General features: G+C 74.2%; 20 protein-coding genes. 9 read left to right on the top strand and 11 right to left on the bottom strand.

The window, feature by feature from the left end; translation table 11 throughout:
• Window positions 1-69 precede the first annotated feature (69 nt).
• The 3 genes from ACYVHQ_RS07590 to ACYVHQ_RS07580 are packed head-to-tail and all read left to right on the top strand — an operon-like array spanning window position 70 to window position 3,153.
• Entirely contained in the window at window positions 70-1,467 is a 1,398-nt protein-coding gene (locus tag ACYVHQ_RS07590) for a tyrosine-protein kinase domain-containing protein (RefSeq protein WP_460511695.1), read from the top strand.
• Window positions 1,464-2,072 carry an arsenate-mycothiol transferase ArsC gene (locus ACYVHQ_RS07585; RefSeq protein WP_460511693.1) on the top strand — a complete coding sequence of 203 codons (609 nt, stop codon included), beginning with the start codon at window positions 1,464-1,466 and terminating at the stop codon, window positions 2,070-2,072. Before ACYVHQ_RS07590 ends, ACYVHQ_RS07585 begins: the two co-directional genes overlap by 4 nt.
• 28 nt (window positions 2,073-2,100) lie before the next feature.
• Entirely contained in the window at window positions 2,101-3,153 is a 1,053-nt protein-coding gene (locus ACYVHQ_RS07580) for a threonine aldolase family protein (protein WP_460511690.1), read from the top strand.
• 65 nt (window positions 3,154-3,218) lie between these two features.
• Here ACYVHQ_RS07580 and ACYVHQ_RS07575 read toward each other — a convergent pair whose 3' ends face one another.
• The gene (locus ACYVHQ_RS07575) at window positions 3,219-5,408 is read right to left on the bottom strand and encodes an ATP-dependent Clp protease ATP-binding subunit (protein WP_460511689.1); all 2,190 of its coding nucleotides are present in this window, start codon (window positions 5,406-5,408) and stop codon (window positions 3,219-3,221) included.
• A 124-nt stretch (window positions 5,409-5,532) separates the two neighbouring features.
• Between ACYVHQ_RS07575 and ACYVHQ_RS07570 the strand changes: the two genes are divergently transcribed.
• From ACYVHQ_RS07570 to ACYVHQ_RS07560, 3 genes are all read left to right on the top strand, one after another.
• Window positions 5,533-5,964, top strand: coding sequence for a pilus assembly protein CpaE (locus tag ACYVHQ_RS07570; RefSeq protein ID WP_460511687.1), 432 nt, complete (start codon window positions 5,533-5,535; stop codon window positions 5,962-5,964).
• An 80-nt stretch (window positions 5,965-6,044) separates the two neighbouring features.
• Complete coding sequence (locus tag ACYVHQ_RS07565; protein ID WP_460511685.1) at window positions 6,045-7,451, top strand: MFS transporter; 1,407 nt, start codon at window positions 6,045-6,047, stop codon at window positions 7,449-7,451.
• 471 nt (window positions 7,452-7,922) lie between these two features.
• Window positions 7,923-9,290 carry a GNAT family N-acetyltransferase gene (locus tag ACYVHQ_RS07560; protein ID WP_460511683.1) on the top strand — a complete coding sequence of 456 codons (1,368 nt, stop codon included), beginning with the start codon at window positions 7,923-7,925 and terminating at the stop codon, window positions 9,288-9,290.
• A gap of 107 nt (window positions 9,291-9,397) precedes the next feature.
• On the opposite strand, the gene ACYVHQ_RS07555 is transcribed toward ACYVHQ_RS07560, so the two are convergent.
• Genes ACYVHQ_RS07555 through ACYVHQ_RS07530 form a run of 6 tightly spaced genes read right to left on the bottom strand, consistent with a single transcriptional unit; the run spans window position 9,398 to window position 17,050 of the window.
• On the bottom strand, window positions 9,398-10,579 hold the full coding sequence (locus ACYVHQ_RS07555) for a glycoside hydrolase family 1 protein (protein WP_460511681.1): 1,182 nt from the start codon (window positions 10,577-10,579) through the stop codon (window positions 9,398-9,400).
• A gap of 49 nt (window positions 10,580-10,628) precedes the next feature.
• Window positions 10,629-11,507 carry an alpha/beta fold hydrolase gene (locus ACYVHQ_RS07550; protein WP_460511678.1) on the bottom strand — a complete coding sequence of 293 codons (879 nt, stop codon included), beginning with the start codon at window positions 11,505-11,507 and terminating at the stop codon, window positions 10,629-10,631.
• Window positions 11,504-13,420 (bottom strand): ABC transporter ATP-binding protein, encoded by a 1,917-nt coding sequence (locus ACYVHQ_RS07545; RefSeq protein WP_460511677.1) that lies wholly within the window; start codon window positions 13,418-13,420, stop codon window positions 11,504-11,506. The genes ACYVHQ_RS07550 and ACYVHQ_RS07545 overlap by 4 nt, the downstream gene beginning before the upstream one ends.
• The gene (locus ACYVHQ_RS07540; RefSeq protein ID WP_460511675.1) at window positions 13,417-14,376 is read right to left on the bottom strand and encodes an ABC transporter permease; all 960 of its coding nucleotides are present in this window, start codon (window positions 14,374-14,376) and stop codon (window positions 13,417-13,419) included. The genes ACYVHQ_RS07545 and ACYVHQ_RS07540 overlap by 4 nt, the downstream gene beginning before the upstream one ends.
• Window positions 14,373-15,353: an ABC transporter permease gene (locus ACYVHQ_RS07535; RefSeq protein WP_460511673.1), complete on the bottom strand. Its 981-nt coding sequence runs from the start codon at window positions 15,351-15,353 to the stop codon at window positions 14,373-14,375. Before ACYVHQ_RS07535 ends, ACYVHQ_RS07540 begins: the two co-directional genes overlap by 4 nt.
• Window positions 15,350-17,050 (bottom strand): ABC transporter substrate-binding protein, encoded by a 1,701-nt coding sequence (locus ACYVHQ_RS07530; protein WP_460511672.1) that lies wholly within the window; start codon window positions 17,048-17,050, stop codon window positions 15,350-15,352. Before ACYVHQ_RS07530 ends, ACYVHQ_RS07535 begins: the two co-directional genes overlap by 4 nt.
• A 143-nt stretch (window positions 17,051-17,193) precedes the next feature.
• Between ACYVHQ_RS07530 and ACYVHQ_RS07525 the strand changes: the two genes are divergently transcribed.
• On the top strand, window positions 17,194-18,555 hold the full coding sequence (locus ACYVHQ_RS07525) for a globin domain-containing protein (RefSeq protein ID WP_460511671.1): 1,362 nt from the start codon (window positions 17,194-17,196) through the stop codon (window positions 18,553-18,555).
• Window positions 18,556-18,783: 228 nt separating this feature from the next.
• A complete protein-coding gene (locus tag ACYVHQ_RS07520) occupies window positions 18,784-19,137 on the top strand; it encodes a histone-like nucleoid-structuring protein Lsr2 (protein ID WP_460511669.1) in 354 nt (117 codons plus the stop codon).
• Window positions 19,138-19,241: 104 nt separating this feature from the next.
• Here the strand turns inward: ACYVHQ_RS07520 and ACYVHQ_RS07515 are convergent, their stop codons facing one another.
• Both ACYVHQ_RS07515 and ACYVHQ_RS07510 read right to left on the bottom strand, forming a co-directional pair.
• The gene (locus tag ACYVHQ_RS07515; RefSeq protein ID WP_460511667.1) at window positions 19,242-19,895 is read right to left on the bottom strand and encodes a hypothetical protein; all 654 of its coding nucleotides are present in this window, start codon (window positions 19,893-19,895) and stop codon (window positions 19,242-19,244) included.
• 203 nt (window positions 19,896-20,098) lie between these two features.
• Window positions 20,099-20,962, bottom strand: coding sequence for a hypothetical protein (locus tag ACYVHQ_RS07510; RefSeq protein WP_460511665.1), 864 nt, complete (start codon window positions 20,960-20,962; stop codon window positions 20,099-20,101).
• An 84-nt stretch (window positions 20,963-21,046) separates the two neighbouring features.
• On the opposite strand from ACYVHQ_RS07510, the gene ACYVHQ_RS07505 reads away from it, so the two are divergent.
• Entirely contained in the window at window positions 21,047-21,886 is an 840-nt protein-coding gene (locus ACYVHQ_RS07505; RefSeq protein WP_460511664.1) for a sulfurtransferase, read from the top strand.
• 65 nt (window positions 21,887-21,951) lie between these two features.
• Here ACYVHQ_RS07505 and ACYVHQ_RS07500 read toward each other — a convergent pair whose 3' ends face one another.
• Both ACYVHQ_RS07500 and ACYVHQ_RS07495 read right to left on the bottom strand, forming a co-directional pair.
• Window positions 21,952-23,094 carry a LacI family DNA-binding transcriptional regulator gene (locus ACYVHQ_RS07500; protein WP_460511662.1) on the bottom strand — a complete coding sequence of 381 codons (1,143 nt, stop codon included), beginning with the start codon at window positions 23,092-23,094 and terminating at the stop codon, window positions 21,952-21,954.
• A 177-nt stretch (window positions 23,095-23,271) separates the two neighbouring features.
• The gene (locus tag ACYVHQ_RS07495) at window positions 23,272-23,967 is read right to left on the bottom strand and encodes a transglycosylase family protein (RefSeq protein WP_460511660.1); all 696 of its coding nucleotides are present in this window, start codon (window positions 23,965-23,967) and stop codon (window positions 23,272-23,274) included.
• Between the last annotated feature and the right edge of the window lie 323 nt (window positions 23,968-24,290).

Below are 24,290 nucleotides of genomic sequence, written 5' to 3'. Positions count from 1 at the left end.
CCACGGTGCACGAGATCTGATATTCTGCACTCCCCCGTCGTCCACCCGAACTCGTCCAGCAGGGGAGCCATGAGCCTCGTCCCCGTCCTCCGCGCGCTCGCGCGGCACCGCGTCGCCGCGGGACTCGTCGCGGTCCTCGCGCTCGCGGCACCCCTGGCCCTCTACGCGACGTCCGATCCCGTCTACCGGACCTCGACGAGCCTCTACGTCGCCGTGCAGCCCGACACGGCGGGGCCGTCCGCCCTCGAGCTCGGCCAGGGCAACACCGCCGCGAGGGACCGCGTCGTGTCGTACGCCCAGGTGGCCCGCACGGCCCTCGTCCTGCGCCCGGTCGTCGACGAGCTCGACCTCGACGAGAGCGTCGACCAGCTGGCCGCCCGGGTGTCGGCGGTGCCGCCGACCGACAGCGTCGTCCTCACGCTCGTGGTCGAGGACGAGTCCCCGGCGCGCGCGGCCGAGGTCGCCGACGCGGTGGCCCGGTCGCTGACCGAGGTCGTCGACCGCGACCTCGAGCCCGCCGCCGACGGTGGTCGCGCACCCGTCCGGCTGACCGTTCTCGAGGACGCCAGGGTCCCCACGCGCCCCGAGACGCCGGGCCTGGCGGCGCACCTCGCCGTCGGCCTGGTGCTCGCCGTGCTGGGCGCCTCCGGCGTCGCCGTGCTCCTCTCGCGGACGGAGGTGCGGTTCCGGCAGCCCGCCGACCTCGCGGAGGTCACCAGCACGCCCGTGCTGGGCATCGTGCCCTTCGACCCGCAGGCCGCCTCGCACCCGCTCACGGTGCAGGTCGACCCCCGGGGGCGACGCGCAGAGGCCTTCCGCACGCTCAGGACCAACCTCCGGTACGTCGACGCCCGGGGCGACCGCCGGTGCTTCCTCATGTCGTCGCCGCTGCCGAGCGAGGGCAAGACGACCACGGTCTGCAACCTCGCGATCGCGCTCGCGCAGGCCGGCCGTTCCGTCGCGCTCGTCGACGCCGACCTCCGCCGCCCCCGCGTCGCCGAGGTCATGGACCTCGAGGGCGCCGTCGGCGTGTCCGACATCCTGATCGGTGCGGCCGAGCTGGAGGACGTCGTCCAGCCCTGGGGCCGGGACGGGCTCGTGGTCCTGCCCGCCGGGCAGGTCCCGCCCAACCCGGCCGAGCTCGTCGCGTCCGAGGGCATGCGCGCCCTGCTCGAGGAGCTCCGGTCGACGTACGACCACGTGCTCGTCGACGCCCCGCCGCTCCTGCCCGTCTCGGACGCCGGGGCGCTCGCGTCGCTCGTCGACGGCGTGCTCGTCGTGGTGGCGGCGCGCCGCACGCGCCGCCGCGACCTGGCGTCCGCCCTGGAGGTGCTGCGCGCCAGCGGGCGCGAGGCCGCCGCCCTCCTGCTGACGATGGCCCCCCTGCCCCGCGACACCCGGGGCGCCTACGCCCTGTACGTGCCGAAGGAGTCGCTGCAGCTCGACGCGAGGGAGGGGGCGGAGTGACCGCCGACGGCACGATCCTCTGCCTCTGCACCGCGAACGTCTGCCGTTCGCCCCTCCTGGCGGCCGCCTTCGCCAGACGGCTCGGACCGCGCGTCGAGGTGCTCAGCGCGGGGACGCGGGCGACGCCCGCGTGGACCGTCACGCCGGCCACGCTCACGGCCGCGCGCGCCGTCGGCCTCGACCTCGCCGGGCACCGCCCCGCCCGCCCCGACGTCGAGCTCGTCGACCGCGCCGACCTCGTCGTGACCGCGACGCGCGAGCAACGGTCCGAGGCGGCCCGGCTCCTGCCCCGGGCGGCACGCAAGGCGTTCACCCTGCACCAGCTGCTCCGGCTGACCGACGCCGTGACCCCGGACGACCTCGACCGGACCCGGACCCTCGTCGCCGCGGGGTCCTCGCCCGTCGCCGCCACGGCCTCCCTGCTCGGCGGCCTGCGCGGGCACGTGGCACCGCCCGTCGCGCCGGCCGACGACGACCTGGCCGATCCCTACGGTGAGAGCGCCGCCGTGCAGACCCGGTTCGCCGGGCAGGTCGTCGAGCACGCCGACCGCTTCGCCGTGCTGCTCGACGCGGTGCTGGCGCCCGGCCGCGGCGTGGCCGTGTGACCCGTCGGCGCTCCGGCATCATGGTCGGGTGACCGTCCTGCACGACCCCACCGCCCACACCTTCGCCTCCGACAACTACGCCGGCGCGCACCCCGAGGTGCTCGCCGCCCTCGCCGACGCCGCCGGTGGCCACGTCGGCTCGTACGGCGCCGACCCCTACACGGCACGCCTCGGTGAGATCGTCGTCGACACCTTCGGCGAGGGCACGACGGTCCACCCCGTGCTCACCGGCACGGGCGCGAACGTCGCGGCCCTGCAGGCGCTCACGCCGCGCTGGGCCGCGGTGATCTGCGCGACGACCGCGCACGTGTACACCGACGAGGGCGGTGCCCCCGAGCGCCTCGGCGGCATCAAGCTGCTCACGGTGCCGACTCCCGACGGCAAGCTCACGCCCGAGCTGATCGACCGGCAGGCGTACGGCTGGGGCGACCAGCAGCGCCCCCAGCCGCTCGCGGTGACGATCACGCAGAGCACCGAGCTCGGCACCGTCTACACGCCGGACGAGATCCGGGCGATCACCGACCACGCCCACGCGCTCGGCATGCGCGTGCACATGGACGGCGCGCGGTTGGCCAACGCGGCCGCGTCCACCGGGGCGTCCCTGCGCGAGCTGACCCGCGACTCCGGCGTCGACAGCCTCTCGTTCGGCGGCACGAAGAACGGCCTCGTGCTCGGCGAGTCGATCGTCGCCTTCACGCCCGAGGCCGAGGCGGGGGTGACCTTCCTGCGCAAGATGGACGCCCAGCTGGCGTCGAAGATGCGGTTCGTGTCGGCGCAGTTCGTCGCCCTGCTCGAGGGCGACCTGTGGCTGCGCTCGGCGACGCGCGCGAACGCGATGGCGGTGCGCCTCGCGGACGGCCTCGCCGAGCTGCCGGGCGTCGTCGTGACGCAGCAGGTCGAGGCGAACGGCGTGTTCGTCGTGCTGCCCCGCGAGGTCGTCGAGCCGCTGCGCGAGGCGCACCACTTCTACGACTGGGACCGCGCGACGGGCGAGGTGCGCCTCATGTGCTCGTTCGACACGACCGAGCAGCACGTCGACCGCTTCGTGGCCGACGCCGCGGCCGCGATCGCCCGGCTCTGACGACGCGGAGGGCCCCGCACCGTGCTGGTGCGGGGCCCTCCGTGACGAGCGCAGGAGGCGCGGGCTCAGTCGAGGTCGTCGAGCACGTCCGCCCCGGGCTCGGCGAGCTCGTGGCGCACGACCGTGAGGTGCTCGCCGCCCTCGGCGACGTCGACCCGGACGGTGTCGCCGTCCTCGATCGTGCCGCCCAGCAGCGCCATGGCGAGCGCGTCGTCGATCTGCCGCTGCATGAGCCGTCGCAGCGGACGGGCGCCGTAGACGGCGTCGTAGCCGCGCTCGGCGAGCCAGCTGCGCGCCTCCGGCGTGACGGCGAGCTCGAGGCGCCGGTCGGCGAGCCGACGGGCGAGCCGGTCGACGTAGAGCGAGACGATCTGGCCGAGGTCGTCCGTCGTCAGCGTCGAGAACACGACGAGGTCGTCGAGGCGGTTGACGAACTCGGGCTTGAAGGCCTGACGGACGACGGCCTGGACGGCCTGCTCCTTCGCGGCGTCGTCGAGCGTCGGGTCGGCGATGACCTGCGACCCGAGGTTCGAGGTGAGCACGAGGATCGTGTTCCGGAAGTCGACCGTGCGACCCTGGCCGTCGGTGAGCCGGCCGTCGTCGAGCACCTGCAGCAGCACGTCGAAGACCTCGGGGTGCGCCTTCTCGACCTCGTCGAGCAGCACGACGCTGTAGGGGCGCCGGCGCACGGCCTCGGTGAGCTGGCCGCCGGCCTCGTAGCCGACGTACCCGGGGGGCGCGCCGACGAGGCGCGAGACGCTGTGCTTCTCGCCGTACTCGCTCATGTCGATGCGGACGAGGGCCTTCTCGTCGTCGAAGAGGAAGTCGGCGAGCGCCTTCGCCAGCTCCGTCTTGCCGACGCCGGTCGGGCCGAGGAACAGGAACGACCCGGTCGGCCGGTCGGGGTCGCTGATGCCGGCGCGGGTGCGCCGGACGGCCTCGCTGACGGCCTGCACGGCGGCGCGCTGGCCGATGATGCGGCGGCCGAGCTCGCTCTCGAGGTGCAGCAGCTTGTCGGTCTCGCCACTGAGCAGCCGACCGACGGGGATGCCGGTCCAGGCGGCGACGACCTCGGCGATGTCGGCGTCCGTGACGCTGTCGTTCACGAGCCGCTCGCCCGACTCCTCGAACTGCTCGGCGGCCGCGAGGCGGCGCTCGATGTCGGGGATCCGCTCGTAGCTGATGCGGGCGGCGTCCTCGTAGCGGCCCTCGCGGAGGGCGCGGTCGGCGTCGATGCGCGCCTCGTTGAGCTCGCTGCGCAGCGTGCCGATGCCCTGCAGCGACGCCTTCTCGGCCTGCCAGCGGTCGTTGAGCCGGTCGTAGGCGGCCTGCTGCTCGGCGATCTGGGCGCGCAGGGCCGTGAGGCGCACCTGCGAGGCGTCGTCCTTCTCCTTCTTGAGCGCCAGCTCCTCGATCTGCAGGCGGACCAGCCCGCGGTAGAGCTGGTCGAGCTCGACGGGCGAGGAGTCGATCTCCATCTTGAGCCGCGAGCCGGCCTCGTCGACGAGGTCGATGGCCTTGTCGGGCAGCTGGCGGCCCGAGATGTACCGGTTCGAGAGGGCGGCGGCGGCGACGAGCGCACCGTCGGCGATGGTCACGCCGTGGTGCGCCTCGTAGCGCTCCTTGAGCCCGCGGAGGATCGCGACGGTGTCCTCCACGCTCGGCTCGCCGACGTACACCTGCTGGAACCGCCGTTCGAGCGCGGCGTCCTTCTCGATGTACTGGCGGTACTCGTCGAGGGTCGTCGCGCCGATGAGGCGCAGCTCGCCGCGGGCGAGCATGGGCTTGAGCATGTTGGCGGCCGCGACGGAGCCCTCGCCGCCTCCTGCGCCCATGAGGGTGTGCAGCTCGTCGATGAAGGTGACGACCTGGCCGTCGCTCTCGGTGATCTCCTTGAGGACGGCCTTGAGGCGCTCCTCGAACTCGCCGCGGTACTTCGCGCCGGCGACGAGGGCCGCGAGGTCGAGGCTGACCAGGCGCTTGTCCTTGAGGGAGTCGGCGACGTCACCCGCGACGATGCGCTGGGCGAGGCCCTCGACGACGGCGGTCTTGCCGACGCCGGGCTCGCCGATGAGGACGGGGTTGTTCTTGGTGCGGCGCGTGAGCACCTGGCTCACGCGCCGGATCTCGGCGTCGCGGCCGATCACGGGGTCGAGCTTGCCGCTGCGGGCGATCGCCGTGAGGTCGACGCCGTACTGGTCGAGCGCGCTCTTCTGCTTCTCGTCGGAAGCCGGCGCGCCCTGGAGGTTCGCCATGGGGTGCCTTCCTTGGTGCGGGTGGGCGCCGGGGGTGCCGGCGCCGGTTGAGTCGTTGTGGCTCAAGTTTACGCCACCGCGTCGCGCTTGACCAGCACGGAGGTGCCCCGGGCAGGATGTCCGCATGCTCACCGTCGACCTCGCCCGCCGCCTCGCCGACGCCGGCCTGCGCTGGCACCCCGCCACCGGCGACCGCTTCGTCGTCGACACCCCGGGCTTCGAGGAGGACGTCTTCACGATCAGCGACATGACCATCGAGGCGCACCACTACCCCACCGGGACCGTCCTCGGCTTCAACGGCACCACCGAGTGGGCCCTCGACTCCGTCGCCGCCGACGACTCGCTCTGGCTGCCCCGCGAGGACCAGCTGCGCGCCCTGCTCGGCCCGACCTTCGTCTCGCTCACCCGCGACGGCGACGCGTTCGTCGTCACGACGACAGGAGGCGCCGAGAGCGACCCCGACGCCGAGGTCGCCTACGCGCGCGCCCTGTTGTCGTACATCCGTCGTTCGACCGACCTCGACGAGCCGACGCTCGACACGAGCGCCCTGGACTGACGGCCACGCCGGGCCGCACCGACGCCGTCGCCGGCGCCCGGTCCTCCTGCACGACACCGCGCAGCACTAGGGTGACCGCCATGACCTCGCCCACGACGGCCGACACCGGCGGCGCCGACGCGCCCGACGCCCCCGCGATCCCCCGCCGGAAGGTCGTCTCCTGGGCGCTCTGGGACTGGGGCTCCGCCGCCTTCAACGCCGTCGTCACGACCTTCGTCTTCAGCACGTACCTGGCGAGCGGAGCCTTCGTCGACCCCGAGATCGTGGCGGCCGCCGGGGACGACGCGCGCAACCCCGCGCTCGTGCTCGCCAAGGCTGAGAACGCGACCGTCGTCTCCGGGGCCGTCACCATCGCGGGCGTGCTCATCGCCCTGCTGGCGCCCGTCCTGGGGCAACGCTCCGACGGCTCCGGTCGCCGCAAGACCTGGCTCGCGGTGCACACCGCGCTCGTCGTCGTCGCCATGGTCGCCATGGCGACCGTCGCCCCGACCCCCGGCGCGCTCGTCTACGGCGCCGCCCTGCTCGCGGTCGGCAACCTGTTCTTCGAGTTCGCGAGCGTCAACTACAACGCCATGCTCGTGCAGGTCTCGACGAAGAAGACGATCGGCAGCGTCTCCGGCTTCGGCTGGGGCATGGGCTACGTCGGCGGCATCGTCCTGCTCCTCCTGCTGCTCGTGGCGTTCCTGCAGTCCTTCGGCGTCGACGGCCGGGGCGGGCTCCTCGGCGTGCCCACCGGCACCGAGGGCGGCGCCTGGGACGTCCGGCTGTCGATCCTCGTCGCCGCCGTCTGGTTCGCCGCGTTCGCGGTGCCCGTGCTCCTCGCCGTGCCCGAACCGCCCAGGACGACCCGCGCCTCCGGCCGGGGCAGCGTCCTGTCGTCGTACCGTGCGCTCGGGCGCACCGTCCGGGCGCTGTGGCGCACCAACCGACAGGTGCTGCTCTTCTTGGGGGCCAGCGCGGTGTTCCGCGACGGCCTCGCCGCCGTGTTCACGTTCGGGGCGATCATCGCCGCACAGGTGTTCGGCTTCTCGTCGGCCCAGGTCATCTACTTCGCGGTCGCGGCGAACCTCGTCGCCGGGCTCGGCACCTTCGCGGGCGGCTGGCTCGACGACCGGATCGGCTCCAAGCGCGTCATCGTCGGCTCCCTCGTCGGGCTCGTGCTCGCCTGCGGCGTCTCGCTCACCATCGGCACCTCCCAGTCGGCCTTCTGGGTCGTCGGGCTGTTCCTCTGCCTCTTCGTCGGACCCACCCAGGCGGCGAGCCGCACCATGCTCGCGCGCGTCACCCCGCCCGGGCGCGAGGGCGAGATCTTCGGGCTGTACGCCACGACCGGGCGCGCCGTGAGCTTCCTCGCCCCCGGACTGTTCACCGTCTTCGTCGGCGTGACGGGCGACACCCGCTTCGGCATCGTCGGCATCGCCCTCGTGCTGCTCGCCGGGCTGCTGCTCATGCTCCCGGTGAAGCAGGTCCAACGCGCGATCGACTGACGCGCGCTCCCGGCCGGGGCCGGGCTGCGCCTCCTGCCCCGGCCCCTGATCGGCGCCGCCGCCTCCTGGTCCTGGCCGCCGCCTCCTGCCTCCTGCCTCCTGCCTCCTGCCTCCTGCCTCCTGCCTCCTGCCTCCTGCCTCCTGCCTCCTGCCTCCTGCCCAGGGTCGCAAAAGGCGACAACTCGACGACGACACGCCGGACACCCGGCAGGAGGCCCGCCCTGCGTCGACCGGCCGGTCGCCTTTTCCGCAGTGCCACCACCACCACGCCGCCGTCCTACCCCCCGGGCGCCGAACGCGACAACTCGACGACGACACGCCGGACACCCGGCAGGAGGCCCGCCCTGCGCCGACCGGCCGGTCGCCTTTTCGGAAGTGCCACCACCACCACGCCGCCCGCGCACCCGCCCACGCGACCAGCCCCGCCCGCAGCCCCGCCCACGGCACCGCCCGCGGCCGTAGGGTCGAGGCGTGAGCGCACACGACGACGAGTACGAGATCAGCACCGCCCCCGCGGGCCTGGCCGGCACGGGGGCAGAGGGGGCGGCCCGGCCGGACGACCGCACGACGGCGTGGATCCACGCCGAGCGCCTGGCGTTCCACGAGCCGCGCGGCGACGCGGCGGCCGTGCTGCGCGAGGCGGAGCGGATCACCGCCGACGGCCGGCAGCTGACGGCGGTCGTGCCCCGCACGCCGCGGCCCGGGTCGCTCGAGGGGCAGGGCGTGCCCGTGGCGACGTTCGCCACGTTCACGAAGTCGCTCAACGTCGGGGGCGGCCACCTGCTGCCGGCGCACCTCGTCGCCGGCGTGACGGTGCAGCCGACGCACCGGCGCCGCGGGATCCTCCGCCGCATGATGACCGCCGACCTGCAGCGCGCCGCCGACGCGGGCCTGGCGGTCGCGGCCCTCACGGCGAGCGAGGCCACCATCTACCGCCGCTTCGGCTTCGGCAGCGCGATGCGCGAGCGCACGGTCACGGTCGACCGCTCGGCGCCGGTGAGCCTGCTGCGCGGTCCCGGGGCCGACCGGTCCGGGACCGTCGAACTGGTCGCCGCCACCGAGGTCGGGGCGATCGCGCGCGAGGTCTTCGCCGCCTTCCACGCCGTCACGCCCGGGTCGATCGACCGGCACGAGGGCGTCTGGCCCGGAGTGACCGGCCTCGGCTCGAAGCCCGAGGGCGGCGACGACGACACGGTCCGCGCTGCCGTGCACCGCGACGCCGACGGCGTCGCCGACGGCTGCCTGACCTACCGCGTCGTCGAGCTCCCGCAGACCGGGGCCGGGGGCGGGTCGGGGCAGCAGCTGCAGGTGGTCGACCTCGTGGCGGCGACCGACGAGGCGCACCTCGACCTCTGGGAGCTGCTGCTCAGCATCGACCTCGTCGACAGCGTCCGGTACCCCACGGCCCGCGTCGACGATCCGCTGCTGCTGGCGCTCGCGAACGGCCGGGCCCTCTCGGTGACGCACGAGGAGGACCACGTCTGGTTCCGCCTCCTGGACGCCCCCGCCGCGTTCGGGGCGCGCCCCTACGCGGCCGACGGCTCCGTGACGCTGCGGGTGCACGACGCCCTCGGGCACGTCGAGGGCACGTGGCGCCTGACGAGCGCAGGAGGCACCGGCAGCCTCGACCCCGTCACCGGCGCGGGCGAGGTGGGCACCGCCTCCGGCCCCGACGTCGAGCTCGACGTGGCCGACCTCGGCTCGGCCTGGCTGGGCGGGGTCGACGTGGGCACGCTGCGGCAGGCCGGCCTGCTGCGCGAGCACCGGACGGGTGCGGTGCAGGAGCTGCGCGCGATGCTCCTGCCGGAGCGGGCGCCGTACGGCATCACGTACTTCTGACCTCGCGGGCGCCGGACGGCCGCTGACGCGACCGGCCGGCTGCCCGCCGCGCCCGGCCGGACGCTCCCCGTGCCCGGCAGCTCAGCCCCGGGCACCCGGCCGGCGGCTCAGCGGCGCTCGAGCCCGTTCGCGCGGGCGACCTCGCCGTACCAGCGGGCGCTGGGCTTGGGCGTGCGCTCGAAGGTCTCGCGGTCCCAGCCGATGAGGCCGAAGGTGGGGCGGAACCCGCTGGCCCACTCGTAGTTGTCGAGGGCGCTCCAGTGCTGGTAGCCGAGCAGCTCGATGCCCTCGTCGATCGTGTCGTGCAGGTGCTCGAGGGCGCCCTGCGTGTACGCGATGCGACGGGTGTCGTCGTCGGTGGCGATGCCGTTCTCGGTGACCATGACGGGCACGTGCCCGCTGAGCTCCCACGCGGCGCGGACGCCCTCGGCGGCGGCGGGCGGGTAGAACTCCCACCCGGTGAGGGTCGTCTCGAGCCCCTCGGCGACGGGCCGCGGGCCCTCCGGCCCGATGAAGGTCTGCGTGTAGGCCTGGACGCCGACGAAGTCGTCGCCGGCGGCCATCTCGCTGTACCAGTCGTCGCGCGGGTAGCCGTACTCGCGCAGCGCCTCGGCGGCGCCCTCCTCGTCGACGGCCTTGAACGCCTGCGTGGCGACGGTCCAGCCCGACTTGAGGCCGGGCACCTGCGAGAGCACCTCCCGCGAGCGGCGGTGCGAGGCGAGCAGGGCGTCGGCCACCTGCAGGTCGGGGGCCGGCAGGCCGTGGGCGACGAGGTTCGAGGCGTCCTCCCCGCCCGCGAGCATGGCGGCGATGTTGGGCTCGTTGACGGTGCAGACGTAGCGGACGCCCTCGGCGACGACGGGCAGCGCGGTCTCGGTGTACCGGGCGAAGAGGTCGGCGGCGTCGTCGGCACGCCAGAAGCCGTCGCGCTCGAACCAGCGCGGCACGGTGAAGTGCATCAACGTGACGATCGGCTCGATGCCGAACTCGTGACAGGTGTCGACCATCCTGCGGTAGTGGTCGATCGCGGCGCGGCTGACGACGCCGCGCTCGGGCTCGATGCGCGCCCACTCGATGCTGAAGCGGTACGAGCCCAGGCCGAGCTCGGAGAGCAGCCGGATGTCGTCGCGGTACCGGTGGTAGCTGTCGGCGGCGTCGCCGCTGGGCTCGACGATGCTCGTGCCCGGCGCGTGCTCGTGCACCCACCAGTTGCTGTTCACGTTGCCGCCCTCGATCTGGTGGGCGGCGGTGGCGGCGCCCCAGAGGAAGCCGTCGGGGAAGGTCAGCACGGGGTGGGTCCTTTCGTCGTGGAGCGGAGGGTGCGGCGGCGCCGCGGGGTCAGTGCCCGGCCCAGAAGTCGTCGAGCAGCCGCACGGTGTCTGCGGGCCGCTCGATCTGCGGCGAGTGGAACGCCTCGGCGACCACCGCGTAGCGGGCGTCGAGCCGGTCGGCCATGTCGCGCTGCCAGGCGATCGGCCAGGCCGCGTCGTGCTCGCCGTGGGCGACGAGCACGGGCAGTCCGGTCGCGGCGAGCTCTGCCGTGGTGTCGTCGAGGGCCTCGAGGACCAGGCCGCCCCCGACGATGCTGTGGTCGCTCGTGGCGCGCATGCGCATCCGGACGAACGCGAGGTCGGGGTCGAGCTCGTCGTCGGCGAGGCCGTGCGTCGCGGGGTTCACGGCGTCGAAGAGCGCCGCGGAGCCCTTCGCGGCGGTGAGGCCGCGTTCGAGGTACTTGCGGTCGGTCCAGCCGTGCGGGCCCGAGCAGAGCAGCGTCACCGAGCGGAACGACGTCGGCGAGGCGATCGCCGCGGCCCGGGCGATCACGCCGCCGAGGCTGTGCCCGAGCAGGTGCACGGGCCGACCGTCGTCGAGCAGCGCGGCGACGCGGACGACGTCGGCGGCCTCCTCGACGAGCGCGTGGTCGGCGAGGGCAGGAGGCGCGGCCGAGTCCGCCTGGCCGCGTCGCGAGATCACGACCACGGCCCAGCCGGCGTCGCGGAGGAGCGGCAGGGCGACGCGGAAGTCCTCCTTCGACCCCGTGTAGCCGGGCACGACGAGCACGGTCCCGCGGCTGCGGGCGGCGTCGAGGCCCTCGGACGGCACGACGCGGTAGGCGCTGAGCCGCCCGACGGGGAGGTCGACGGCGACGGTGTCGACGTGCTCGGGGACCGGGAGGGCGCCGAAGACGGGGTGCGGGGCGAGGTCGGCGAGGTTCACGGCTGGACCGTGCCCGTCGCTCCGGGCCCGGCGCCGGGCCGGCCCGCGGGCGGGACGGCGGCGGGCGAGGCGTCGGCGCCGCGAGGCGCCGCGCCACCGGGGCCGGGGCCGTCGGCGGAGCGACCGGCGTCGTCGGGGCCGGTCGCGCTTCCTGCCGCCCCCGCGCGCAGCGCGTGCGCGCGCGCCGGGTCGGGCACGGCGTCGAGCAGGCGGCGCGTGTACTCGTGCTGCGGGCGCTGCAGCACCTCGGCGGTGCCGCCGCGCTCGACGACCTCGCCGCGGTGCAGCACCATGACGTCGTCGGTGACGAGCCGCGCGCTGAGCAGGTCGTGCGTGATGTAGAGCAGCGAGACGCCCCACTGCTCGCGCAGGTCCTCGAGCAGGGCGAGCACGCCCGCGCGCAGGCTGACGTCGAGCATCGAGACCGGCTCGTCGGCGATGATCACCTGCGGGTCGCTGGCGAGGGCGCGCGCGATGACGACGCGCTGGCGCTGGCCGCCCGAGAGCTGGTGCGGCAGCTTCGCCGCGAACTGCTCGACGGGCGAGAGGCCCACGGTCTCGAGCAGCTCGAGGACCCGCCGGCGGGCATCGGCCCCCCGCAGGCCGGTGTAGTTCAGGACGGGCCGGGTCAGCGCGTACTCGACGGTGTGCAGCGGGTTGAGCGCCGCGTACGGGTCCTGGAACACCATCTGCACGTCGCTGCGGAAGTCGCGCAGGGCGCGACGGCGCAGCCGCGGCACCTCGACGTCGCCGAACCGCACGGCCCCGGTGGTCGGCTGCTCGACGCCCGTGATCAGCTTCGCGAGCGTCGACTTGCCCGAGCCGCTCTGCCCGACCAGGGCGAGCGACTGCCCGGGCTCGAGCGTGAACGACACGTCGCGCACGGCCCGCACGGGTTCCTCGCCGCGGCGGGGCGCCGGGTACGTCTTCGAGACCGCGTCGACCGTGACGGCCGAGCGCGCCGTGCTCGTGCTGCGGGTCGAGACGGAGGGGGTGCTCGTCGACGCCGCCGACCTCTTCTCGCCCTTCGCCCGCCGGACCGAGCGGTCCTCGAAGCCGGGCAGCGAGACCACCTCGGCGCGCGGGTCGGCGTAGTGCGACAGGAGCATGCGCGTGTAGTCGTCCTGCGGGTCGGCGAGCACGCGGGGGCTCGGGCCGTCCTCGACGATGCGGCCCTCGTGCAGGACGAGCACGCGGTCGGTGGCCTCGAGGACGATGCCGAGGTCGTGGCTGATGAGCACCGCGGTGAAGCCCTCGCTGCGCTGCAGGCCCACGATGGTGTCCATGACGGCGTGCTGCACGAGCACGTCGAGGGCCGTGGTCGGCTCGTCGAAGACCATGAGCTGCGGCTCGAGGCCCAGGGCGAGCGCGATGGAGACGCGCTGGCGCATGCCGCCCGAGAGCTCGCCCGGGTACCGGTCGAGCACCTCGCGGGGCAGCTCGACCTTGCCGACGAGCTCGACCATGCGGTCGTGCTGGCGCTCGCGGGGCACGTGCCCGTGCGCCCGGAACACGTCGCCGAAGTGGTCGCGAACGCGTCGCACGGGGTTGAGGGCGTTCATGCCCGACTGCAGGACCATCGCGAACCCGCCCTGGCGCTGGCGGCGCAGCTGCTCGGGGTCGAGGTCGCGCACGTCGGCGCCGTCGAACCAGATGCTGCCGCCGTTCGTGCGCGCGGGCGGCTTCTGCAGGCGCGTGAGGGCGTAGCCGAGCGTCGACTTGCCCGAGCCGGACTCGCCGACCAGGCCGACGAACTCACCGCGGCGCAGCTGGAACGACACGTGGTCGACGGCCTGCACGGGGGTCGCGCCGTGCGACTCGTAGACGACGCTGAGGTCGCGCACGTCGAGCAGGAGGTCCGGGTCGCCCCCGGCGGGAGCGGTCGGGGTGGCGGTGGCGGTGGCGTCGCTCATCGGGCGACCTCCTTCTCCGCGCGCGGTGCGCGCTTCGAGCGGCCGCCCTCGCGCAGGCGCGGGTTGCCGACGGCGTCGACGCCGAAGTTGATGAGGGTCAGGCTCATGGCCAGCAGTGCGATGCAGAGGCCGGGGGCGAACAGGAGCACCCACTGGCCGGTCAGCAGGGCGTTCGAGTTCTGGGCCCAGTAGAGCATCGTGCCCCAGCTGACGATCGACGAGTCGCCGAGCCCGAGGAACGACAGCCCGGCCTCGGCGAGGATCGCCGCGGTGGCGGCGCCGAAGAAGGCGTTGACGATGAGGCTCGTCATGTTGGGCAGGATCTCGCGGAAGACGATGCGGCCCGAGCGCTCGCCCGAGAAGCGGGCGGCGGTGACGAAGTCGCGCGACCGGAGGCTCTGGGTCTGGCTGCGCAGCACGCGGGCGCCCCACGCCCACCCCGTCACGACGATCACCGCGATGATGACCGCGATGCCGCCGTTCTGCAGGTAGGCGGCGATGACGATCATGAGCGGCAGGCTCGGGATCACGAGGAAGAGGTTGACGAGGAACCCGATCACCTCGGCGCCGAAGCCCTTCACGTAACCCCAGCTGAGGCCGATCGCCACCGCGATGAGGGTCGACAGGAGGCCCGCGACGAGCCCCACGACCACGCTGACGCGCGAGCCGTACAGGAGCTGGCTGAGGACGTCCTCGCCGGCGGCGGTCGTGCCGAACCAGTGCGCGGCGCTGGCGTCGCTGCTGCGCTCGAAGCCGTTCTCGCTCGCCCCGTAGGGGGCCAACAGCGGCGCCAGGACCGCGAGGAGGAGGAAGGAGCCGAGCACGACGACGCCGAGGCGCGCCTTCGGGTTCGACCAGACGGTCGCGGCCGAGCGGCCGAGGGTGCGCCACGGGCTGGGCGGGCGCTGGTCGGGTGCTCCCTGCTGCGGGAGCCGGACGGAGACGGTGGAGGTCATCGGCGGGTCCTAGGGTCGAGGACGCCGTACAGCAGGTCGACGAGGAAGTTCGCGACGAGCACGCTGACGGTGATCATGAGGAAGAGCGCCTGCATCAGGGGATAGTCCTGCCCGATGACGGCGTTGAAGAGCAGGTACCCGATGCCGGGGTAGCCGAAGACCTGCTCGACGAGGATCGAGCCGCCGACGACGCCGCCGAGGGCGAGGCCGAAGCCCGTGAGGTTCGGAAGGATCGCGTTGCGCGCCGCGTAGCGGATCGCGACCGTGCGACCACGGAGGCCGTTCGCCTCGGCGAAGGTGACGTAGTCGTCGCCGAGGGTGCCGATCATGGCGTTGCGCATGCCGAGGATCCACCCGCCGAGGCTCGTGACGAGGATCGTCAGCGCCGGCAGGGCCGCGTGGTAGAGCGCGTCGAGGAGGAACTCCGGGTCCGGGCTCGGTACGAGCGTCGGCCCGTAGGCGCCGCTCGTGGGGAACAGGTGCAGCACGTAGCCGAGGAAGAACAGGAGCAGCAGGGCCGTCCAGAAGTAGGGGAACGTGCTCATGAAGCTGCCCGACAGCGTCGGCAGCGAGTCGAGCCAGGTGCCGCGCTTCCAAGCGGCCAGCACGCCGATCAGCGTGCCGAGCACGAAGGCGAGGACCGTCACCGCGCCCACCAGGACGAGCGTGTACGGCAGCGCCTGCGTCACGAGGTGCGACACCGACTCGGGGTAGAACGTGTAGCTCACGCCGAAGTCGAGGGTGACGACCTGCCGCAGGTAGCCGACGTACTGCTCCCAGAGGTTGCCGTCGGGCACGCCGAGCTGGGCCTCGATGGCCGCGCGGGTCGCGTCGGTGACGGGGCCGTTCTGCGACAGCTTCGCGATCGCCGCGTCGGTGGGGCTGCCCGGCATGAGGCGGGGCAGCAGGAAGTTCAGCGTGACCGCCGCCCAGAGGGTGAGGACGAACAGCCCGGCCTTGCCGAGGAGGTACCTCATTCGTCGTCACCGCCCTCGGCGTCGACGCGCTCGAGGCGGGTGAAGATCATGAGGGGGGCCCAGTCGTAGGTCTGCGGTGCGGTGTACGGGTCGTCGGCGCTCGGCCAGCCGGTGAACTTCGAGGTGTTGAACAGGCCCCAGAGCCCGCCGTGGTACATCCCGATCACGGGCAGCCGGTCGTGCACGACGCCCTGGAGCTCGGTGATGATGGCCCGCTGCTCGGCCTCGTCGACCGTCGACTTGTAGTCGGTGAGCAGCTGGTCGACCGCGGGGTCGCTGAAGCGCTCGAAGTTGTTCTGCGTGCTCTCGCCCACGGGCTGGTAGAACTCGCTCGACAACAAGTTGTCGTAGGCCTGGAACACGTCGCCGTTGCCCATGCCGCCCATGGCCATGTCGAAGTCGCCGTTGTTGATGGCGCTCTGGTAGCCGGCCGGCTGCGGGGCCTGCACCTGCACGTCGATGCCGATCGCGCCCAGCTGGCGGCGCACCTCCTGCACGGCCCGCAGCCAGTCGCTGTAGCCGTTGGCCGTGGTGATCGAGAACGACAGCTGCGTGCCGCCGGCGTCGACGAGCTCGCCGTCGCGCAGCTCGTAGCCCGCCTGGGCGAACTCGGCGAGGGCGGCGTCGCGGTCCTGCGTGACCATGCCGCCGTCGGGCAGCGACGGGTCGAGGTACTCCTCCTGGTTGGGCAGGATCAGCCCGGTCTGGCTGGCCGCCTCGAGGTACCCCTCGGTGGCCGTGTCGGCGATGCGGTCGCGGTCGAGGGCCTTCGAGATGCCCTGGCGCACGTGGACGTCGTCGAACGGCGCCTTCGTCAGGTTGGGGATGAGCCCGATGACGCCGCCCGGCGGGAACCAGAAGGTGTTGTCGGGGTTCGCCGCGCCCCAGGTGCCCTCGACGTCGCTGATGAACGAGTACGCCCAGTCGTAACCCCGCGTGACGGTGTCGAGCTGGTCGTTCGTCGCCGGCAGCACGAGGTGCTCGACCTCGACGTCGTCCGCCTGCCAGTAGGTCGGGTTCTTGTCCATCGTGTACTGCTGCGCGGTGTAGTTGCCCAGCACGAACGGGCCCGTCCCGACGGGGTCCGGGTCGCGGAAGGTCTCGGGGTCGTCGACGTCGGACCAGAGGTGCTCGGGGACCATGAGCGTGACGCCGATGATCGAGACCGACGGGGCGTCGTCGCTCTGGAGGTGGAACACGACGTGGTCGCCCTCGACCTCGATGCGGTCGATGTGCGTCCAGGCACCGCGCACGTCCAGCGCCGGGTGCTCGCGGAGCAGGTCGAACGTGAAGGCCACGTCGTCGGCGGTGAAGGGCTCGCCGTCGCTCCACTCGACGTCGTCGCGGATCGTCATGTCGATCGTGCGCGCGTCGGGCTGGTCGTAGGCCGAGGCCAGCCAGGGCGTGATCGAGCCGTCGAGCACGTTCGTGAACAGCAGCGGCTCGTAGACGTAGCTCGCCGCCACGCGCTTGTTGGCCAGGTAGGGGTTGAAGTTCCGCTCGAAGAGAGGGGACCCCTTGTCGGCGTTGATGAGCATGGTGTCGGCCCCGATGCTGGGGTCGGGCTGACTGGTGATCTGGATGCTGCAGCCCGCCAGGGCCATCGCGGTGGTCGCGGCGGCGAGGGCCGTCAGCGCGCGGAGGCGCCGTCGGGATCGTGGGGGCTGGGTCGGTGGGGTCGTGCGCGTCGTTGCCACGGGGCTCCCTCGGGTAGGTCGTCGTCGAACCGGGTCCGACGAGTGTAAGCGCATACACGGTACGGGCGCAACGGACCCCAGCGCGTTCCCATCACGGCCCGGCAGGATCGTCACGTCCCCGTCCGCCGACCCGCAGGACCACCGTGATCAGCAGCCCCGCCCTCCGGCTCGTGGCCGGGACCCTGCCCGTCGTCGCGGCAGGGGCCGAGCGCCTCGCCGCCGAGTTCTACGAGCGCCTGTTCACCGCGCGGCCGGACCTCCTGCGGGACCAGTTCAACCGGGCAGACCACGCCACCGGGCGCCAGGCCCGGGCGCTCGCGGGCACGATCGTCGAGCACGCGGCCCGGGTCGTCGCGCCCGTGCTGCCCGTCGCGGGCCGGGCGGGCACGACCTCGGGCACCGGCACTCCTCTCGACGCGCAGGCCCTCGCCGAGCTGAGCGCGGGCGCGACCGGCCGCCTCGGCAGCGCCGGCGCGGGCACGAGCAGCGACGACGAGGTCGCCCGCCTCGCCCTCCGGCACGCGGCCCTCGGTGTCGCCCGGGGCGAGTACCCCGTCTTCGGCGAGCACCTCGTCGCCGCCCTGCGCTCCGTGCTCGGCGACGACGCGACCCCGGCCGTCGTCGCCGCCTGGCAGGAGGTCTGGGCCGACCTGGCCGACCAGCTCGCCGACCGCGTGGAGGCCGTGCAGCGCGCCGCCGACCTCGACCCGGACGACCCGTGGCGCGAGGCGATCGTCACCGACAAGCGGCTCGCCGCCGAGGACGTCGTCGCCCTCACCCTCGTCAGTGCCGACAACGAGCCGCTGCCCGGCTACGCCGCGGGCCAGTTCGCCTCGCTGCAGGTGGAGCTGCCCGACGGGGCGCGGCAGGTCCGGCAGTACAGCCTGCGCGGCGGCGACGACGAGCAGTGGCGCGTCAGTGCGCGCGTGCTCCCCGCCGCGCCGGGGGTCCCCGCGGGCGAGGTGTCCACCCACCTGCTCGGCGCCGTCGAGGTGGGCGACGTCGTGCGCGTCTCGGCACCGCTCGGCGACCTCGTGCTCGACCGGTTCGGCGGCGACCCCTTGCTGCTCGTCTCGGCCGGCATCGGCTGCACGCCCGTGCTCGGCATGCTCGACCGTCTCGTGCGCAGCGGGTCGACCCGCCCCGTCACCGTCCTGCACTTCGAGCGCACCCCCGAGCGGCACGCCCACCGGGCCGAGCTCGAGGACCTCGTCGGTCGCCTGCCGGGCGGGGTCCTGCGCGTCAGCTACACGCAGGGCGCCCTCTCCACGCCCGACGACAACGGCGAGTACCTGGATCCCGTCGACGTGCGCTCTCTGGCGGTCGGCGACCGGCACCGGGTGTTCCTCTGCGGCCCGGTCCCCTTCATGTCGATCGTGCGCGACGCCCTCGTCGACGCCGGGCTCGACCCGGCCCGCGTGCACTACTTCGTGTTCGGCCCGGACGACGGCAGCGTCACCGGGCCCGGGGCGCGGCGCAGGAGGCGCGAGGCGCGCTGGGCGTGACCGGTCGCGACGGCACCTCCCGTCCTGTCCCCCTCGGCGTCCGCATTCTCCGATCGCTCTCCTTTGTGAGGACATTTCCGCGGCTTTGTCCCTTCAGCGAAGAGTCCTCATGAAATCGATGCCATTTCATGAAGTCATCATTCGCGACATATCGATAGACTGATATCGACAATCGACGATTCGACGCATTGCGCGTCGATCCGAATTCTTTTCCTGCAAGGAGCCCCCATGGCACGCAAGACCCTCGTCCAGCTCGTCGACGACCTCGACGGGACCCCCATCGCCGACGGCGAGGGCCGCACCGTCTCGCTCACGCTGGACGGCGCCTCGTACGAGATGGACCTCTCGACGGAGCACGCCGACGAGCTCGACAGCCTCCTCGAGCCCTACCTGAACGCCGCGCGCAAGGTCGGACGCAAGACCGCCGGCCGCCCGTCGTCCTCGTCCTCGTCCACCGCCCCCAAGAGCGACCCGAGCGAGCTGCAGAAGATCCGCGAGTGGGCCAAGGAGAACGGCCACGCCGTCTCCGACCGCGGCCGCATCTCGTCCGTCGTGCGCGAGGCCTACGACGCCGCGCACTGACCTCGTCGACGCCCTGCTCGTGAGCTGCTCCCCCGAGGCGGGGACGGGGCAGCTGCCACGGCAGGGCGTCCTGCTCTCGTGCCGAGTCCGGGAGCGGGCCTCGGTCAGGACCCCCCGAGCACCGTCGGCTCCGGCGCGCGACGCGGAGCCGTGACGGCCACCATGGCCGCGGCCGCGAACAGGGCGAGGGACATGCCCAGGAGCTCCCCCGCCGTCTCGGTCAGGGTCAGGGCGACCGCCACGACGTGCGCGACGTGGGGTTCGAGCACGCTGTGCACCTGGTCGATCGCCACCCCGAAGACCGCGATGACGACTGTGCACCCGAACAGCACGAGCGAGTCGCGTCGGTCCCGGGCCTCGGAGCGCACCGTCGCGACCACGACGACGAGCCCCAGGGCCAGGGCCTCCCCGGCCCAGACGAGCAGCTCGCCGAGGTCGGTGCTGCGCAGGCCCGCGATCGCCGGCAGGCCCCAGCCAGCGGCGAGCGCGGCACCGAGGCGCTCGTGCACCTGCAGGAAGTCGTCGAGGAACAGCCCCGCGAAGGCCAGTGCCCACGCCGCGTGCACCAGCGTCCGCCGGACGACGGCGACGACGAGCAGCACGACGACGGCCACCACGATCTGCGCGTGCCCCACGATCTCCGCGTAGGACCCGTCGAGGTCCCCCCTCCAGCGCGGATCCCCGAACCGGGTCACCGGCTCCCCCGGGTCGTTCGAGGCGTGGTAGGCGACGTTCCCGACGAGGAGCAGCACGTCCACGACCAGCACCGCGAGGACGAGCGCGAGCGCGGAGGGGCGCCCCAGCAGGGACCGCCACGAGCGGCGCCCCCAGGGTGCGCCGTCGACGGAGGTGCGGCCGTCGTCGGGCCGCTGTGGTGCAGGAGGGATGTCGCTCCACCTTTCCGTGGCAAAAGGGCCAGTCTAGGTGGAGGGCCCACCGCCTGTCTCGTCGCGCTCCGACCTCAGTCGACGTCGTCGAGCAGGAGCGCCCGCACCGCCTCGTCCGTGCGGGCGACCCGGTCGGCCCTGGGCGACGAGAAGAGCGCCGCGTCCTCGGCCGTGACGAGCGACTCCTCCCGCCACTGTGCCTCGTAGAGCGCCGAGCGGTAGCCCGAGGACGCCTGGCACGCGACGTCGGCGCGGGCGAGCGCGCGCCCGGCCCCGGTGACCGGCACGGGCTGCCGATCGGTGACGGGCGTCAGCAGGCCCATCGGGTCGTCGGGCAGCCGCCGAGCAGCCTCCGGCACGGCCGCCGCCAGGCAGCCGTGCCAGCGCTCCGCCGCGGCGACCACGGCGGGGTCGGCGAGCGCGTGCCGCCGCGCGACGGCGCGCAGCTCGCGGGCGCGGGCCTGCACCTCCTGCCCCTCGAAGGGCGCGCCCCAGGAGGTGCCGCGCACCTCGGGCAGGCACGCGTCGAGCGCGCGGCCCAGCTCGGCGTCGGCGTTGTGCTCCATCGCCCAGGCGGTCCACGCCACCTCGGCGGCGTCGGTGACGGGACCGTGGCCGGAGCGCTCCGCCCGCTCGGCGTCGAGCGGCGGCACGACGACGGAGCCGTCTCGCCAGGCGTCCGCCGCGAGCAGGACCGTCGGGTCGCGGTCGGGCGCCGTCCGGTCCCAGCCCTGCTCGGCGAGGCACGGGCGGAGGCGCAGGTCCTCCGCCCACGACTCGGCGTCGGGCGTGACCCCGACCGCCCTGTCGAGGGGCATCGTCCACGCGACGACGTCGCATTCCGGCTGGTGCGGCACGGGGATCGAGGGCGGCGGGGACCAGTGCCACGACAGCAGGAGCGGCACGTGCCGGGGCCGAGCCGCGGGCGTGGACTTCATCCTGGCGGGGGAGGACGCGCCTCCTGCGCTGCTCGGCACCGGTGCAGGTCGTGCCCGGTGCGCGGCGGCGGGCAGGATGGGACCGTGCAGACCCCGTTCGTCTCCCTCGAGCAGATGCTCGCCGAGCCCGTGACCGTCGTCGACCTCGGCTCGGGCGCCGTGGGGCAGTCTCCCCACGAGGCCTTCGCCGCCGGGCACGTCCCCGGAGCGGTCCACGTCGACCTCGACCGGTGGCTCGCCGCGCCCCCGAGCGCGACAGCGGGTCGGCACCCGCTCCCCGACCCCGAGACCTTCGCCGAGGGGATGCGCCGTGCGGGCGTCGGCGCCACCGACCAGGTCGTCGCGTACGACCGGGCGGGCGGCGTGTTCGCGGCCCGCCTCGTCTGGATGCTGCGGGCCGTCGGCGTCGACGCGGCCGTCCTGGACGGCGGCCTCGGAGCGTGGACGGCGTCCCACGGCGAGGACTCCCTCGAGACCGGCGAGACGGGACGCCCGACGTCGGGGTTCCCGGCCCGGGACATCCCTCCTGCGCTCCTCGCCGACCTCGACGTCGTCGCCGGGTTCGCCGACGCGGCGCTCCGGGGCGAGCCCTCGGGGGCGGTCCTGCTGGACGCCCGCGAGGGCACGCGGTTCCGGGGCGAGCCCCACCCCCTCGACGCCGTGTCCGGCCACATCCCCGGGGCGCGCAGCCTGCCCTGCCGGGACAACCTCGACGACCGCGGGTTCCTCCTGCCCGAGGGGACCCTCCGAGCCCGGCTCTCCGCCGCTGGGATCGAGGAGGACACGCCCGTCATCTCGTCGTGCGGCTCCGGCGTGACGGCGTGCCACACCCTCCTGCTGCTCGAGCACCTCGGGCTCGGGAGGGGCAGGCTCTACCCGGGGTCCTGGTCGCAGTGGAGCGGTACGGACCTGCCGGTCAGCTGAGCACTGCAGAGACCGCCAGGCGCAGCGACGCCGCCTCGGACCGTGCTCGCGAGGACGCCGCCGGATCAGCCCCCGGTGCTCTCCCGCAGCAGCACGCGCACGGGCAGGGTCACGCGCTGCGGCGGCAGGGCGGGGTCGGCCAGGCGCGCCAGGATCGTGCGCACCGCCACCCGCCCGAGATCGTCCATCGGCTGGCGGACGGTCGTGAGCGCCGGCACCGAGAAGCGCGTGGCGTCGATGCCGTCGAACCCCGTCACCCGCACCTGGCCCGGCACGTCGACGCCCGCCGCGCGGAACGCCTCCAGCACCCCCAGCGCCGTCTGGTCGTTGGCGCACACCACGAGGGCCGGCAGGCAGGAGGCCCGCCCCACGTCCGCCCCGCGCCCCGCGACGAGCGCCGCGCCCACCTCCCGGCCGCGCTCGCGACCGAAGTCCCCGTGGACGAGCTCGACCCGCGCCTCCTGCAGCCCCACGGCACGCACGGCGTCGTCGAAGCCGGCGTGCCGGTCGGCGTCGTCGGGCGAGTCGGCGGGACCGCTCACGAACACCACGTGGCGCCCCTCCGGCAGGTCGGCGAGGACGTGCTCCGCGAGCGCCCGCATGCCGGCCCGGTTGTCGACGCTGACGTGGTCGAGCTGGTCGCCGGGCTGGGCGTCGGCGAGCACGACGACGGGGATCCGCCTCGCCACGTGCGCCAGCAGCTCGTCGGGCACGGTGCTGGCGAGCACGGCCAGCCCGTCGACGCGGCCCGCGATGTCGTTCACGAGCACCTCCCGGCTCGGCCCCCGACCGGCGGCGACCATGAGCGCGAAGCCCCGCCGCCACGCCTCGACCTCGGCGCCGCGCAGCACCTCGTCGAAGTAGGGCGAGACCGACGTGCGCGTCGGCCCGTCGCCCCCGCTCGGGCGTGCCCGCCCGGTCTCGTCGACGAGCTCGATGCGGCGGGCGTCGGTGAGGGCGGCCCAGTCGGGCTCGGGCTCCTCGATCGCGTCGTGCCCGGGGAGGAACAGGCCGAGCACGCCCGTGCGACGCCCGGCGAGCCCCCGAGCGGCCCCGCTCGGCACGTAACCCAGCTCGAGCACGGAGGCCCGCACCCGCGAGCGGGTCTCCGGGCGCACGTCGTCGGGGCGGCGCAGCACGCGGGACACCGTGGCGATGGACACGCCCGCGTGCGCGGCCACGTCGTAGACGGTGGGGGCCTTGGTCACGGGGTCCTTCCGGGGCACGGACGCTGCGCCGGAGCGGCCGCACAGGTCCCCACCATCTTAGGTCGCCCGCCGTCGCGCTCCCCCGGGCACGCTCGGAGCCCGACACGGTCGGACGGCCCGGACGCGCCGCCAGGGGCGGGGCGTCCGGGCCGTCCGGAGGTTGTCGTGCGACGCGCGTCAGACCGCGGGCAGCTGCAGGACCTGGCCGACGACGATCTGGTCGGGGTCCGGCACGGTGTCGAGGTTGGCGCCGGCGAGGGTCACCCAGCCGCCCTCGATGTCACGGTCCGTGGCGATGAGGTCGAGCGAGTCGCCCGCCTCGACCGTGTAGGTCTCGCCGCTCGTCGGCACGGCCTCGATGGCAGGAGCCACGGGTGCGGCGGGCGCGGCCGGTGCGGCGGACGACGCCGCGCCTCCTGCGCTCGACCCGGTGCCGGTCGAGGGCGCCGGGGCCTGCTGCTGGGGTGCCGCCGGGGCGGGGGCCGGGGCCGGCGCGGGGGCAGGAGCCGGTGCGGGTGCGGCGCTGCTCGAGCCGCTCAGGCCGAGCTTCGCGGAGCAGGAGGGCCAGGCGCCCCAGCCCTGCCCGGCGAGCACGCGCTCGGCGACGGCGATCTGCTCGCCACGGCTGGCGGCCGCGGGGCTGCCGCTGCCGCCGTAGGCGCTCCACGTGCTCGGGCTGAACTGGAGGCCACCCGAGTAGCCGTTCCCGGTGTCGATGCCCCAGTTCCCCCCGCTCTCGCACTGCGCGAGGGCGTCCCAGGTGGCGCCGTCGGCGGCGCTGGCGGGGGCGGCGGCGAGGCCGACGCCAGCCCCGGTGAGGGCGACGAGGGCGGCGCCACCGACGAGGCTGCGGATGCGGGTGCTACGGGTCATGTCACTGCTCCAGCGGGCACCCGGCACGGCGAGCGTGCCGCTGCCCACCCTGGACGAGTTCGGGGGTCGGCGGCGCTCGCGGGCAGCGGGGGTGTCGAGCGTGCCGTGCGGTCGCCGGCGGGGCCGGCGACCTGCGTCCCTCGCGGGACGACGGCCGACCGTACGCAGGTCACGGGGAGATCACGAACGCGAGGGATCTGTCTGCCCCGGCCCGCGCCTCCTGCGCGGCGATCTGTCCACAGGGCGATCGGCACGGCGGCAGGGGCGGGGCCCCGTTCCTCCGTCCTCGCTGGCAGGTGCCCCGGAACGACCTGACGGCGTGC

The organism is Frigoribacterium salinisoli, assembly GCF_054781095.1.
The sequence above is the reverse complement of the archived record's forward strand: the minus strand, read 5'-3'. Positions and strand labels throughout refer to the sequence as shown.